This is a genomic window from Streptomyces sp. NPDC052020 (genome assembly GCF_040680575.1).
Classification (GTDB): domain Bacteria; phylum Actinomycetota; class Actinomycetes; order Streptomycetales; family Streptomycetaceae; genus Streptomyces.
On sequence record NZ_JBFAWY010000004.1, the window covers coordinates 133706 to 148581 of the forward strand.

Consider the following 14876-nt stretch of genomic DNA (forward strand, 5'->3'; position numbering starts at 1 on the left):
ACGCGCCGGTGACACCGGCGCCGTCGCCGAATCGGGGCGCGGACACGGCAACGTACCCGCCCCCGGCGGCGACTGAGAGGCGCAAGCCCCCGTTCCTTCCGGAGGTTCGTCTCGTGAAGCACCCGCACCCGCACCCTCGCCCGCACCGCAGACGCCGCGTCCGTGTCGTCCTCCCGGCCATGACCGCCGCGGCGGCCCTGCTGGGAGCCGGACTGACCCTGCTCGCCCCCGATTCCGCCCAGGCCGCCACCGCCCGTCAGGTGGAGAGGCTGGACCGGGGCGTCGTCAGCGTCCACACCGCCGACGGCAACCTGATCAGCTGGCGCTGGCTCGGCACCGACCCGTCCGACGTGTCCTTCAACGTCTACCGGGCCGGGACCAAGGTCAACGCGAGTCCCATCACCGGCTCCACCACCTACTTCCACGCCGGTGCTCCCGAACACGCCGACTACACCGTCCGCGCGGTCGTCGGCGGCCAGGAGCAGGCCGACTCCGTGCACGCCATCCAGTTCCGCGCGGGCTACAAGGACGTCCCGATCTCGCCGCCGGCCGGCGGCACCACCCCGGACGGGGTGGCGTACACCTACGAGGCCAACGACGCCTCCGTCGGCGACCTCGACGGTGACGGCGCCCTCGACATCGTCCTGAAGTGGCAGCCGACCAACGCCAAGGACAACTCCCAGTCCGGCTACACCGGCAACACGATCGTCGACGGCATCAAGCTGGACGGCACCCGGCTGTGGCGTGTCGACCTCGGGCGCAACATCCGCTCCGGCGCCCACTACACCCAGTTCCAGGTGTACGACTACGACGGCGACGGCAGGGCCGAGGTCGCCATGAAGACGGCCGACGGCACGAGGGACGGCACCGGCGCGGTCATCGGCAGTTCCTCGGCCGACCACCGCAACTCCTCCGGCTACGTCCTGTCCGGCCCGGAGTACCTGACCATGTTCGACGGCCGGAGCGGCAAGGCGATGGGCACGGTCGACTACGTGCCCGCCCGCGGCACGGTCTCCTCCTGGGGCGACTCCTACGGCAACCGCGTCGACCGCTTCCTGGCCGGGACGGCCTACCTGGACGGCTCCCGCCCCTCCCTGATCATGGCCCGCGGTTACTACACGCGGACCGTGATCGCCGCCTGGGACTGGCGGAACGGCTCCTTCACCCGCCGCTGGACCTTCGACACCAGCTCCTCCACCAACACCGGCAAGGGCTACGACGGCCAGGGCAACCACAGCCTGTCCGTCGCGGACGTCGACAACGACGGCAGGGACGAGATCGTCTACGGCGCGATGACCGTCGACGACAACGGCGCCGGACTCTGGACGACCCGCCTCGGCCACGGCGACGCCGGCCACGTGGGCGACCTCGACCCGTCCCGCCCGGGCCTGGAGTACTTCAAGGTCTCCGAGGACGGCTCCAAGCCCGGCTCCTGGATGGCCGACGCCCGCACCGGCCAGATCCTGTGGCAGACGGCCTCCGGCGCCGACAACGGCCGCGGCGTCGCCGCCGACGTCTACGCCGGCAGCCCGGGCGCCGAGGCCTGGTCCGCCGCGGACACCACCCTGCGCTCGGCGACCGGCGCCTCCCTGGGCCGCGAGCCCTCCAGCGCCAACTTCCTGTCGTGGTGGGACGGCGACCCCGTCCGCGAACTCCTCGACGGCACCCGCATCGACAAGTACGGCACCTCCGGCGACACCCGCCTGCTGACCGGCTCCGGGGTGTCCTCCAACAACGGCACCAAGGCGACCCCCGTCCTGTCCGGGGACATCCTCGGCGACTGGCGCGAGGAGGTCATCTGGCGCACGAGCGGCAACACGGCGCTGCGCATCTACTCGACCCCGCACCAGACCAACACCAAGATCACGACCCTGCTGCACGACACCCAGTACCGCACGGCCCTGGCCTGGCAGAACACCGCCTACAACCAGCCCCCGCACCCCAGCTTCTTCCTCGGCAACGGCATGCCGACGGCACCGCGTCCGGCGGTGTACACGCCGTAGGACGCCCGGCGGGCCATCCTGTCGATGACCCGTCGGCGACCCGCCGGCCCGGCGGCCGGCCGCACACCGCGGCCGGCCGTCCGCTTGTCATGACTGCCCCGCCGGGAAGGGCCGGCCGGTCCGGGAGCGGCGGCCGAGCCCGGCGGGAGCCCCGCCCCGGCGCCCGGGTGCGTGCCGCGCCGGCACGCACCCGTCCCGTCAGGACACCGTGCAGCCGCGCTCACCGAGGGCGAACGCGGTCGGCTTGGCGTTCGTCCCCGACCAGCTCCCCGTGAATCCGAAGCTCACGGACGAACCGGCCGCCACCGCGGCGTTCCACCCGGTGTTCTTCACCGTCACGGCGGAACCCGACTGGGTGTGCTCGGCGTTCCACAGCTGGGAGACCTTCTGGCCGTCCGCGAAGGTCCAGCCCAGTGACCAGCCGTTCCAGGCGCTCGTGCCCGTGTTGTCGAGCCGGACCTCCGCCTGGAAGCCGCCCGACCACTGATGGGTGACCTTGTACGTCACCGCGCAGCCGCCGGCCGGCGTGGGCGTCGGGGTCGGTGTCGGCGTCGGGCCCGTGCCGCCGTCTCCGGTGCCGGCGGGGTCGCCGTAGATCACGCCCCGGCCGTTGGTCGCCACGTACACCCGCCCGTACACACGCGGGTCACCGGTGATCGCCGCGCCGGTCCAGCCCCACTGGTGGGCGTCGTCGTTGATACGGGTCCAGGTCGCGCCCTTGTCCGTGGAGCGGAAGATGCCGCGGACGCCGCCGATCTTGGCGCTGGTGAAGAGCGTCTGGTACGAGGCGCCCGGTGCGGCCTTGCCGAAGCCCACGGTGTCGGCCTGCTCGACGCCCGGCAGCTTGGCGAAGGTCGCGCCGCCGTCGGTGGAGTGCCACAGGCCGTACGCGCCGTCGGGGGCGCCGCCCGCCAGCCAGATGTCGCCCTTCGTGCCCGGCAGCGCCTTGAAGCGGACGCTGTCGCCGGAGGGCAGGCCGGTCGCGGCGGAGGCGGTGAAGGTCGCGCCGCCGTCGGTGCTGACGTAGAACTTGCCGGATTTGAAGCCGTAGAACGTCTTCGGGTCGACGCGGTCGGACTCCACGATCGCGCCCTGCGGGATTCCCTTGGACGCCGACCAGGACGTGCCGAAGCCCGTCGCGACGTGCACGCCGGCGCCCTGCGGGCTCCACACGAACCGGCTGCCGTCCGCCGCCGCGGCCACCGTGCCGCCGCCGCTGACCCCGGCGGGGTCCGTCCCGCCGAACCAGTTGGCGCCGTTGTCCGTGGAGAAGGCGATGTGCGGACCGGAGTCCAGGTTGCCGACGCGGACGACCGTGTCGGGCTTCGTCTCGGCGAAGTCGAGGCTGGTGGTGGAGGTGAAGTTCGGCTGGGTGAACATCATGGACGGCACCTTGGTCAGGTCCGTGTGCCGGAACCCGCCGATGTCGCCCAGCGCGCTGAGCAGCGGCGCGCCCGACGGGGGAGAGGCGAGGTCGTTGACCGCGGTCTCCTCCAGGCCCTGCACCATCGGCTTGAGGGTGAACTTCGTCCCGTCGTCCCAGTTGGTGAGGTTCTCGGTGCCGTAGATCGTCGCGCCCGTGCCGTACATCATCCGGTCGGAGTCGAAGGGGTCGATCTCCAGGGACTCCGTCATCCAGCCGAGCTTCGGGCTCTGTTCGGGCGGTGACGGGTTGGCGCCCCAGGTCAGCCACGGCGAGGACGACACGTCCATCGTGTACCGGTTCTCGCGGCTGGGGTACGACGTGTAGTCCCACGCCTTCGTCCAGGTCGCGCCGCTGTCCGTGGAGCGGAAGATCTGGGTGTCCGGCCACCAGGAGCTGTACGCGGTCGCCATCACCGTGCCGGGCTTCTGCCGGTCCACGGTCAGGCCGCTGAAGCCGAAGTAGGTGTCGGCCTCCGCGACCGGGCTGATGTCCGTCCAGGTGCCGGTCGTCGTCGCGTACCGCCACAGGCGGCCCTTGCCGCCGTCGTACGGGCCGCCCGTGTCGCTGTAGGCGAGGTACAGGTAGCCGTTCTTCGCGTCCAGGACGCCCTTGTGAGCGAGGTAACCGGTGGGCTGGCCGGGCAGCCGCTGCCAGGTCGCGCCCGCGTCCGTCGAGCGGTAGACCGCGTTCTCCTTGTCGGCGACCCCGACGTAGACCGTCTTCGTCGCGTTGCCCGCGGTGCCGGACGACTCGTCGAAGGTGACCCAGACGACGCCCTGGTTGTCGGAGCCGTAGCCGCTGGTGTCGCTGGGGTCCTGCGCGTAGTTCCCGGGGTTGGGGAAGGCCGTCACCCGGGACCAGGTGACGCCCGAGTCCGTCGACCGCCACAGGCCCTTGCCGCTGGGCGCGCCCAGGTACAGCACGCTGTTCTTGTTCGGGTCGACGGCCAGGCGTTCGCCCATGCCGCGGCCGGGCATGTTGCCGCCCAGCTTGAACGGCAGGTCCGTCTTGCGCCAGGTCGCGCCCCGGTCGGCCGAGCGCAGGACGGCCCCGTTGCCCGGGTCCCAGCTGTTGGTGTACGTCCCGGCCGCCACGTACACGTTGTCCGGGTCGACCGGGTCGGAGGCGAGGCTCACCACGCCGGTGTGCCCCCAGTCGTCCCAGCCCACGTGGTCCAGCAGCGGGGTCCAGGTCTTCGTCGACTGCTGCCAGCGGTAGGCGCCGCCGATGTCGGTGCGGGCGTAGGCGAGGTTCTTCTCGGTGCGGTTGAAGACGATGCCGGGGACGAAGCCGCCGCCGTCGATCCGGGCGTTCTTCCAGGTGTAGGTGTCGGCGGCCGCGGCCCTGGCCGCCGGCTTCGGCGGGTCGGCGGCCAGGGCGGCGGGGACGCCGGTGAGCAGACCGGCCGCCAGCGCCAGCACGGCCGTGAGCGTGCGGGTTCTTCGCACGGTGGGGATTCCTTCCGTCGTGGAGGGTGCGCACGAGACGGCCGGGCGGCCCCCGTCAGGGAGGGGGCCGCCCGGCCCGGTACGCGGAGCGTTCAGCGGGGACTTATTCGAGGAGCTCCGCGTACGAGCCCATGGCCAGGGCGATGTCGGCCTGGGCCCAGAACCGGTGGTACGTGAAGACGGGCGCGGCGCCGCCCGCCAGGTAGGACTCGATCTTCGACCAGGCCGGGTCGTCCTCGTAGAAGGAGCGGATCGACTCGAAGGTGGACGAGGAGTTGATCGCGTCACCGTTCGGCATGGTGCCGGTCCAGCCGCTGGGGACGTAGACCGGGTCGTCGAAGCGGTTGTAGTCGGCGCGGGTCTCCGGGACGGCGATGCCGAGGGCGTCCTGGTGGTTGACCCACATGCCGTCCAGCAGCGCCTTCGCGATCCGCGCCGCCTCGGTGTCGCCGGAGCGGTCGGCGTAGTACGTCAGGGTCTTGGCGTACGCCGCGGCCACACCGACGTCGTTGGTGTAGTCGGCGACCGTGACGTGCAGGCCGCTGTTGGCGCCCGGCGACGACGGGTTCCAGGTGTCGGGCTGGCCCGACCACTGGAGCGTCGACGGGATCCGGAAGGTGCCGTCCGGGTTGACGGTGGTGTGCTCCAGCGCCCAGTCGACCCACTTGTCGAGGACCGCCTTGGCCTGCGCGTTCCCCGTCTGCTGGTACAGCTCGGCGACCCGCTCCATGGACCACGCCTGGAAGCCGAACCACTGGTTGGACGGCGGGTCGTGGTACACCGGCTTCTCGTCGTAGTACATGCCGTAGAACGTCGACTTCCCGGCCGGCGGGGCCGCGTAGCGGCCCGCCCAGCTGTTGGTCGCGCCGCCGGCGATGGCGCCCTCGTCGGACTGCAGCCAGCGGTAGAACTCCAGCTGCCGGTCCATCGACTTGGCCCAGTCCGCCGCGCCCGTCGCCGACTTCGGCTTCAGCGGTGCGTAGTTGGCGAGCGCGTGGGCGGCCAGCGGGTTCTGGTAGCCGCCGTGGGCGTGGCTGGAGCCGATGCGCCAGGCCCAGCCCGCGGAGGTGTCCACCGCGCCGCCCCAGGCGTAGTACCAGGACAGCAGGTAGTGGGAGGCGTCCTTGCCGGTGCCCGCCGGGCATGAGGGGCTCGTGCAGTTGCCGATCTTCTTGAAGTACTTGTCGAACATGGCGTAGCGCAGGTAGTCGCCCATCTTGGCGGCCTTGGCGACGGTCCCGGAGACCTGGGAGCCCTTGCCCTGCTGCTTGGCCCAGATGTCCGCCCAGTACGCGGCCTGCACGGCCCGCGCGTCGGCGTCCGGGGCGTTGGTGAACTTCCACTGCTTGGCGTAGGAGGCGTCACCGGTGAACAGGTCCAGGTAGCCGTTCTTGCCGCCGTACTTGAAGGCGTCGCAGGTCGGCTGCGGGACCGTCTCCCAGACCGACTCCTGCGGTCCGCGCTGGAAGGTGTTGATGTACGACGGGCCGGTGTCCGCCGGACCCGCCTCGCACTTGCCCGGTGAGTTGCCGTAGCCGTAGACGTTGTCGACGTCCTGGATCCAGTGCATGCCGTAGACGTCGTCGGTGCCGTAGGCGCTCTTCAGCTCACCCGCGATCGGGTCGGGGCCGACCGAGACGCCGCCGTCGAGCCGGGAGGGGTACTCGTTCGGCGTGTCGTACTCGGGGGCGTACGTCGCCGGCTTGGAGGCGTTGTAGGAGGAGTTGGTCGGCTGGTCGGCGTGGGTGGGGATCATGTACTTCTCCATGATCTCCCAGGCGCCGTTGAACTTGGTCCAGTCGCCGGTCACCTTGCCGTACATGGCCTGGAGCCACAGCAGGTAGCTGTACGCCTCCGACGTCGTCTCGTGGCCGTGGTCCGGCGCCTCGACGATCAGCGTCTCCACCGAGTGGTACGGGATGCCCTCGGGGGAGAAGTACCCGTTCGCCGGGTTGGTGATCTTCCCGTAGAGCTCCAGGAAGCGGGCGTCGTACTCCTTGGTGGCGCCGAGCTGGGTCACGGTGACCGTGGCCTTGCCGTGGCCGGGCGCCGTCGACTCGAAGACCGCCGAGCCGGTGCCGGAGGAGCCGGCGGAGATGGTCACCTTCTGCGCGGTGTTCCAGTTCTGCGGCGTGAAGGTGAGCGAGGCGCCCCCGCTGACGGTCAGGGCCGTGTTGCCGCTGGCGCGGGCCGTCGTCACGGTCACGTTCGCGGACGGCTGCTTGGACAGCTTCACCTCGAACGTGCCCGACTTGCCCTGCTGGACGCCCAGCTGGGGCGGGGACGCGACCACGGTGGGGCCGGAGGCGACCGTGATGCCGACCGGGGTGGACTCGGCGGACACGCCCATGCTGTCGTACGCCTTCGCCAGCAGGGAATGACCGCCCACGGCCAGGTCGGTGACCGAGAGCGAGTACGGGGCGCTGGTGTCCGTGCCCAGCAGCCTGGTGTCGTCGTAGAACTCGACCTTGCTGATGGTCGCGTCGTCGGCCGCCGCGGCCGTGGCCGCCAGCGGGACCGCCTCGCCCTGCGTGTAGACCGCGCCCGCGGCGGGGCTGGTCAGCACGGTGATCGGCGGCTGGTGCGCGCCGACGCAGGGAGTGCCGTTGACCGCGAAGCTGGTCGGCGCGGCGTTGGTGCCGCTGTAGGTGAACTGCGCGCCGGTGGAGACGGCGGCGCCCGCCGCGATCCGCGCGTTGTAGGAGGCGTTCTTGACCGTGACGTTCCGGCCGGACTGGGACCAGGTGCCGTTCCAGCCGTTGGAGAGCTTCTGGTTGCCCGCGTAGGCGTACGTCAGCGTCCAGCCGTCGAGGGCCTCCGTACCGCGGTTGGTGATCGTCAGGTCCGCGGTGAAGCCGGAGCCCCAGTCGTTGGTCTTGTAGTCCACGCTGCACTGGACCGCAGCGGCGTGGGCCGGAGTCGTACCCGTTCCCGCCAGGGTGAGCGGGAGCGCTAAGGCCGCCAGGGCGGCCGTCCACAGCCGCCGCGTGGTGCGGCGTCTGCGTCTGCGTCCGGGATGCATGGTGCTGGTTCCTCCTTGCGGCTCGGGCAGGGGAGTGGGAGGAGCAACAAGCCTTGAACCAGTGGGAGCGCTCCCATAGTGCGGAGGGCGGTAGGAGGGGTCAAGACGTGTGAAGAGTCGAAAACATTCGACGCGCAAGGCTTTCGGGAAAGTTGGCGACTTCTCTGTTCTTCGCCGTCACTTGGCGCTAGCTTCTTGGACACCAGTGGGAGCGGTTCCATCAGCAGGCGTGTCCGTCACGGCGCGCCCGACCTGCCCGGAGTCGCTCGTGCACCACCCCTCGTGTCCAGGGTTTTTCCGCCGGTGGCACCTTCGGTCGGCGGGCCCGCTCGGGCGACTCCATCCCCTGCGCGTTCCCGCGCCTCCGGCGACGTATCACGTCGTGGGCGGCCGGGCCGCGTGGCACCCCGCACCGCCCAACGGATGGGAAATTCCCTCATGAACCGAACCAGAACAGCGTTGCTCGCTGCCCTGACGCTCGTGGCCGGAGCCTCCGGCACGGCGTTCGCCGCCCTTCCGGCGGACTCGGCGGTGGCAGCCATCCCCTGCACCGTCGACTACAAGGTGCAGAACCAGTGGAGCACCGGCTTCACCGCCGCCGTCACCGTGACCAACAACGGGGCCGCCAAGTCCGGTTGGCAGGTGAAGTGGTCCTACGCCGGGAACCAGAAGGTCACCAGCGCCTGGAACGCCAGGGTCACCCAGAGCGGGGCCGCCGTCACCGCCGCCAACGAGGGCTACAACGGCCAGCTCGCCACCGGCGGCTCGGTCAGCTTCGGCTTCCAGGGCAGCTACAGCGGCACCAACGCGATCCCCGCCACCTTCACCCTCGACGGTGTCACCTGTAACGTCGACGACGGCGGCAGCGGAGGACCCGGCGGCCCCACCGACCCGCCGCCCAACCCGTCGGGCAAGGCCGACAACCCGTACGTCGGCGCCAAGGGGTACGTGAACCCCGAGTGGTCGGCGAAGGCCGCCGCCGAGCCGGGCGGCAGCCGGATCAGCAACCAGCCGACCGGTGTCTGGCTCGACCGGATCGCCGCCATCAACGGCGTCAACGGCGGCATGGGCCTGCGCGACCACCTCGACGAGGCGCTGAAGCAGAAGGGCTCCGGCGAGCTCTACATCCAGCTGGTCATCTACAACCTTCCCGGCCGCGACTGCGCGGCCCTCGCCTCCAACGGCGAACTGGGCCCGACGGAGATCGACCGGTACAAGAAGGAGTACATCGACCCGATCGCCGCGATCCTCGCCGACCCCAAGTACGCGGGCCTGCGGATCGTCACCACGATCGAGATCGACTCCCTGCCCAACCTCGTCACCAACGTCACGCCCCGGGCCACCGCCACGCCCAACTGTGACGTGATGAAGGCCAACGGCAACTACCAGAAGGGCGTCGGCTACGCCCTGAACAAGCTGGGCGACATCGCCAACGTCTACAACTACATCGACGCCGGCCACCACGGCTGGCTCGGCTGGGACGACAACTTCGGCGCCTCCGCCGACATGTTCAAGACGGCCGCCACCACCGAGGGCGCCACCGTCGCCGACGTGCACGGCTTCATCGTCAACACCGCCAACTACAGCGCCCTCAAGGAGGACCACTTCAAGATCACGGACACCGTTAACGGCACGTCCGTGCGCCAGTCCAAGTGGGTGGACTGGAACCGCTACACCGACGAGCTGTCCTACGCCCAGGCCATGCGTGACAAGCTGGTCTCGATCGGCTTCGACTCGAAGATCGGCATGCTGATCGACACCTCCCGCAACGGCTGGGGCGGCGCCAAGCGGCCCACCGGTCCGGGCGCCACGACCAGCGTCGACACCTACGTCGACGGCGGCCGCTACGACCGCCGCATCCACCTCGGCAACTGGTGCAACCAGGACGGGGCGGGACTCGGCGAACGGCCGCGGGCCAACCCCGAGCCGGGCATCGACGCCTACGTGTGGATGAAGCCGCCGGGGGAGTCGGACGGCGCGAGCAAGGAGATCCCGAACACCGAGGGCAAGGGATTCGACCGGATGTGCGACCCGACGTACACCGGCAACCCGCGCAACAACAACAACCGGACCGGTGCCCTCCCGGACGCCCCGATCTCCGGGCACTGGTTCTCGGCCCAGTTCCAGCAGCTGATGCAGAACGCCTACCCGCCGCTGCCGTAGCGGGCGCGGGCAGGTGATCCCGCCGGGGCCCGGTCTTCCCGGGCCGGGCCCCGGCGGCTCGCGGCCCTCACCGCCGTTCTCCCCGACGGCCGGCCACTGGTGTTGCCGTTCCGGCAACACCAGTGGCCGTTTTGTGCTGCCTCGGCGCACGCTGGGATCATGGCGAACGAGAAGCTGACCACCATGGCGCACGACCACGGACACCCCCACGGCTCCCACCTCCCGGAGGGCGGCGGACCGCACCAGGGCCCTCACCCCCATGGACACCACCACGACCACGCCGACGTCGACTGGGCCGGGATGGCGCCGCTGCTGGAAACGGAGGCGGAGCTGTTCAGCCCCCTCTACACCCAGGCCCTGGCCTGGCTGGCACGGGACGTACGGGACCCGGGACTGGTCGTCGACGCGGGCAGCGGACCGGGTGTCGTCTCCTGTCTGCTCGCGGACGCCTTCCCCGGCGCGCGGGTCGTCGCCGCCGACGGTGCCGAGCCGCTGCTGGAGCGGGCCCGCGCCCGTGCCGCCCGCCTCGGCGTGGCGGACCGCTTCGGCACCCTCGCCGGGGAGCTGCCCGGTGTGCTGGACGACCTCGACTACCCCGCCGACCTGCTGTGGGCCAGCCGCAGCCTGCACCACCTGGGCGACCAGCGGGCCGGACTCGCCGCCTTCGGCGAGCGTCTCGCGCCGGGCGGCACACTGGCGATCCTGGAGGGCGGACTGCCGATGCGGTTCCTGCCGCGGGACATCGGCGTCGGGCGCCCGGGGCTCCAGGCGCGGCTGGACGTGGCGCAGGAGGAGCGGTTCGCCGAGATGCGCGCGACGCTGCCCGGGTCGGTCGCCGAGACGGAGGACTGGCCGGCGCTGCTGAACGCCGCCGGACTGGAGCACACCGGCAGCCGCAGCTTCCTGCTGGACCTGCCCGCCCCGGCCTCCGACCGGGCCCGCGCCTATGTCGCCGCCTTCCTCGACCGCCTGCGCGAGGGGCAGGGCGACCGTCTCGACGCCGATGACCGTGCCACCCTCGACCGGCTCCTCGACCCGGCCGACGAGGCGAGCGTCCACCGGCGCCCGGATGTGTTCCTGCTGGCGGCGCACACCGTGCACACCGCCGTCCGGCCCGCCTGACCGGGCGCCGGGCGCCGGGCGCCGGACGGCGGCGGTCCGGCCCGCCCGCGCCGGCGTCCGCATGACCGTCGTGCGCGGGGAATGGGCACCCCGGCCGTACGCCGGGAAAGGGCCCGGACGTGCGAAGGCCCGGCCCGCCCCCCGCGCGAGTACGGCGGGGGCGGGCCGGGCCTTCGCCCGGCCACCGGTGGGAACCGGGTCAGCTCATGTCGAACGCCGCCGGGTCCGGGCCCAGGCGCCGGTCCTCGTTCAGCGCGCTGATCGCCGCGAGGTCCTCGTCGTCCAGGCTGAAGTCGAACACGTCGATGTTCTCCTTGATCCGCGACGGCGTCACGGACTTCGGGATGACGACGTTGCCCAGCTGGACGTGCCAGCGCAGCACGACCTGGGCCGGGGTGCGGTTGTGCTTGCGGGCGATGGCCACGACCGCCGGGACCTCCAGCAGGCCCTTGCCCTGGCCGAGCGGCGACCACGCCTCGGTGGCGATGCCCTGCTCGGCGTGGTACTCGCGGGCGGCCCGCTGCTGCAGGTGCGGGTGGAGCTCGATCTGGTTGACGGCCGGGACGACGGACGTCTCGGCGATCAGGCGGTCCAGGTGCTCGGGCAGGAAGTTGGAGACGCCGATCGCCCGGATGAGGCCGTCGGAGTGCAGCTTCTCGAACGCCTTGTAGGTGTCGACGTAGCGGTCCTGGGACGGCAGCGGCCAGTGGATCAGATAGAGGTCCACGTACTCCAGGCCGAGCTTGGCCAGGGAGGTCTCGAAGGCGCGCAGCGTGGAGTCGTAGCCCTGGTCGCTGTTCCAGAGCTTGGTGGTGATGAAGAGCTCCTCGCGGGGGATGCCGGAGGCGGCGATCGCCTTGCCGGTGCCCTCCTCGTTGCCGTAGATCGCCGCTGTGTCGATGCTGCGGTACCCGGCCTCCAGTGCCGTCGCGACGGCCGTCTCGGCCTCGTCGTCCGGCACCTGCCAGACGCCGAAGCCCAGCTGGGGCATCTCGACGCCGTTGTTCAGGATGATCGGGGGGACCTGGCTGCTCACGAGCTGTTGATCCTTCGTTTCTGTGGACAGGTGGTACTCCCATCGTCAACGATCACAGGCCGCCACACATTCCTGTCCGGGAAAAATCAGACCCGGTACAGCGCCTCCACCACGTCCGCGTACGCCTTCTCGATCGCTTTGCGCTTCAGCTTCAGCGACGGTGTCAGCAGCCCGTGCTCCTCGGTGAACGGCTGCGCCAGGATCCGGAAGGTACGGATGGCCTCGGCCTGGGAGACCAGGGTGTTCGCGGCGACGACCGCGCGCCGCACCTCCGCCTCCAGGTCGGCGTCGCGCACCAGGTCCGCCGGGGACATCCGGGGCTTGTTGCGCATCGTCAGCCAGTGCTCGACCGCCTCCGTGTCCAGGGTGACCAGCGCGGCGACGTAGGGGCGGTCGTTGCCGACGACGATGCACTGGCCGACCAGCGGATGATCCCGTACCCGTTCCTCCAGCGGGCCCGGCGAGAGGCTCTTGCCGCTGGAGGTGACCAGGATCTCCTTCTTGCGGCCGGTGATGGTGAGGTAGCCGTCCTCGTCGAGGAAGCCCAGGTCACCGGTGGCCAGCCAGCCGTCGTTCAGCGCCGCGCCGGTGGCCTCGGGGTTGTTCAGGTAGCCCTGGAACACGGTGGCGCCGCGCAGCCAGATCTCTCCGTCGTCGGCGATGTGCACCGTGACGCCCGGGATGGGCTGCCCGACGGTGCCGTAGCGGGTGCGCTCGGGCGGGTTGGCGGTCGCGGCGGCGGTGGACTCGGTCAGGCCGTAGCCCTCGTAGATCTGCACGCCCGCGCCGGCGAAGAACAGCCCGAGCCGCCGGTCCATGGCCGACCCGCCCGACATCGCGTGCCGCACCCGGCCGCCCATCGCGGCTCGCACCTTGGCGTAGACGAGCTTGTCGAACAGCTGGTGCCGCACGCGCAGCGCGGCCGACGGGCCGGGACCGGTGCCCCACGCCCTGGCCTCCACCGCCTCCGCGTACCGCACGGCGACGTCGACGGCCTTCTCGAACGCCCCCGCCCTGCCCTCCTTCTCCGCCGTGCGCCGGGCCGCGTGGAACACCTTCTCGAAGATGTACGGCACGGCGAGGATGAACGTCGGCCGGAAGGCGGCGAGGTCCGGCAGCAGCGCCGCCGCGTTCAGCTGCGGCTGGTGGCCGAAGCGGACCCCGCCGCGGATCGCGGCCACCTCCACCATCCGCCCGAAGACGTGCGCCAGCGGCAGGAAGAGCAGGGTCGCCGCCTCGTCGCCCTTCCTGGAGCGGAACACCGGCTCCCAGCGCCGGATGACGGTGTCCGCCTGGTACATCAGGTTGCCGTGCGAGATCACACAGCCCTTGGGGCGCCCGGTGGTGCCGGAGGTGTAGATGACGGTCGCGACCGAGTCGGGCGTGACCGCCTGCCGGTGCCGGTGCACCACCTCGTCGTCGACGTGGGCCCCGGCCTCGTACAGCTCCGCCACGGCGCCGGCGTCCAGCTGCCACAGCCGCCTCAGGTGCGGCAGCCGGTCGATGACGGTGGCGATCGTCATCGCGTGGTCCTCGTGCTCCACGACCGCCGCCGTGACCTCGGCGTCGTACAGCATCCAGAAGCACTGCTCCGCCGAGGAGGTCGGATACACCGGTACGACCTGCGCGCCGATCGTCCACAGCGCGAAGTCGAAGAGCGTCCATTCGTAACGGGTACGGGACATGATCGCGACGCGGTCGCCGAACCGGACCCCCTCCGCCAGCAGCCCCTTGGCCAGGGCCAGCACCTCGTCGCGGAACCCGGCGGCGGTCACGTCCCGCCACCGCCCCGCCTCGTCCTTGCGGCCGAGGGCGACGCGCGGCGGGTCGTCGAGGGCGTGCTGGAAGACCACGTCGGCCAGACCGCCCACGGGTGGCGCCAGAGCCGACGGAGGGCTGGTGAACTCGCGCAAACCCCGCTCCGCTCTATGTGACGTCCGGCACGGCGCCGTGAAAGCTACCCCACCGGGACGGGGGGCGGGAGGGGGGTCGATCGTGAGCGATGTTCAGGTTGTCGCTGGTCAGCCGGGGAGAATGCGCGCATACGCGGAAGGGCCGGGCGGATTCCCGGCGGTGGAGCCGGTTTCGGTGCCGTCATCTCCACCGAATCTGTACGACCCGCTCACCCGCCGTCGCCGGGCTCACCGCCCGGTCGTTCCCTCGTATGGGTCACGCCGGTGCCCTCTTCTGTGTTCAGCGCGGGAGCGGCCGGATTCGTCACAGCGGGTCTGGTCCATGGGCGCGTCGCGCTCCGGTCGGCGAGGGGGGTCCAGGCCGAGTCCGGGTCTTCGGCCCCGTCTGGGAACGGGACGGCCGGGCATACGGGATTCACCCCCTACGAGAGGAGGCACCCGTGCTCGGCATAGTCGCGGCGGTGCTGTTCTTCATCGCGTTTCTCGTCAACGCGGCGGAGATCGGCACCAATGACGTGTTCTCTTCGGTGAACATCATGCTGCTGGGACTGACCGCCCTGGCCCTGCACATGGCGGGGATCGGGGCCGGCTGGTCCCGCAGGCGCTGACCCGGCACCCCGGCGGCCCGGTGACCCCGTCACCGGGCCGCCACGATCATGGTGACCGGGCCGGCCTTCGGCCCCGCACGACGGCGGGCGCGGCGGCCGCCGACCGGATCGGCCGCGGCCGTATCCCTCGGCTGC

Annotated in this window: 8 protein-coding genes; 4 read left to right on the forward strand and 4 right to left on the reverse strand. The window is 71.2% G+C overall.

Going from position 1 to position 14876, the window contains the following annotated elements:
* Window positions 1–113: 113 nt before the first annotated feature.
* On the forward strand, window positions 114–2003 hold the full coding sequence (locus tag AB0L74_RS05315; protein ID WP_365645781.1) for a rhamnogalacturonan lyase: 1890 nt from the start codon (window positions 114–116) through the stop codon (window positions 2001–2003).
* A 198-nt stretch (window positions 2004–2201) separates the two neighbouring features.
* On the opposite strand, the gene AB0L74_RS05320 is transcribed toward AB0L74_RS05315, so the two are convergent.
* Window positions 2202–4877 carry a cellulose binding domain-containing protein gene (locus tag AB0L74_RS05320; RefSeq protein ID WP_365645782.1) on the reverse strand — a complete coding sequence of 892 codons (2676 nt, stop codon included), beginning with the start codon at window positions 4875–4877 and terminating at the stop codon, window positions 2202–2204.
* A gap of 103 nt (window positions 4878–4980) precedes the next feature.
* On the reverse strand, window positions 4981–7899 hold the full coding sequence (locus tag AB0L74_RS05325) for a glycoside hydrolase family 48 protein (protein ID WP_365645784.1): 2919 nt from the start codon (window positions 7897–7899) through the stop codon (window positions 4981–4983).
* 438 nt (window positions 7900–8337) lie between these two features.
* Between AB0L74_RS05325 and AB0L74_RS05330 the strand changes: the two genes are divergently transcribed.
* A complete protein-coding gene (locus tag AB0L74_RS05330; protein ID WP_365645786.1) occupies window positions 8338–10062 on the forward strand; it encodes a glycoside hydrolase family 6 protein in 1725 nt (574 codons plus the stop codon).
* A 300-nt stretch (window positions 10063–10362) separates the two neighbouring features.
* Window positions 10363–11184, forward strand: a complete 822-nt coding sequence (locus AB0L74_RS05335) for a methyltransferase (protein ID WP_365646040.1) — start codon at window positions 10363–10365, stop codon at window positions 11182–11184.
* Window positions 11185–11383: 199 nt separating this feature from the next.
* On the opposite strand, the gene AB0L74_RS05340 is transcribed toward AB0L74_RS05335, so the two are convergent.
* Both AB0L74_RS05340 and AB0L74_RS05345 read right to left on the reverse strand, forming a co-directional pair.
* Window positions 11384–12220 (reverse strand): aldo/keto reductase, encoded by an 837-nt coding sequence (locus AB0L74_RS05340; RefSeq protein ID WP_365645788.1) that lies wholly within the window; start codon window positions 12218–12220, stop codon window positions 11384–11386.
* A gap of 86 nt (window positions 12221–12306) precedes the next feature.
* On the reverse strand, window positions 12307–14133 hold the full coding sequence (locus AB0L74_RS05345; protein ID WP_365645790.1) for a long-chain fatty acid--CoA ligase: 1827 nt from the start codon (window positions 14131–14133) through the stop codon (window positions 12307–12309).
* Between the two features lie 440 nt (window positions 14134–14573).
* Here AB0L74_RS05345 and AB0L74_RS05350 point away from each other — a divergent pair, with 440 nt between their 5' ends.
* Entirely contained in the window at window positions 14574–14741 is a 168-nt protein-coding gene (locus AB0L74_RS05350) for a hypothetical protein (protein ID WP_365645792.1), read from the forward strand.
* The last annotated feature ends 135 nt before the right edge of the window (window positions 14742–14876 follow it).

Excerpts from the sequence above, each read along its gene's own strand:
- AB0L74_RS05325 (WP_365645784.1), bottom strand. The coding sequence starts at position 7,899 with ATGCATCCCGGACGCAGACGCAGACGCCGCACCACGCGGCGGCTGTGG.
- AB0L74_RS05330 (WP_365645786.1), top strand. The coding sequence starts at position 8,338 with ATGAACCGAACCAGAACAGCGTTGCTCGCTGCCCTGACGCTCGTGGCC.
- AB0L74_RS05335 (WP_365646040.1), top strand. The coding sequence starts at position 10,363 with ATGGCGCCGCTGCTGGAAACGGAGGCGGAGCTGTTCAGCCCCCTCTAC.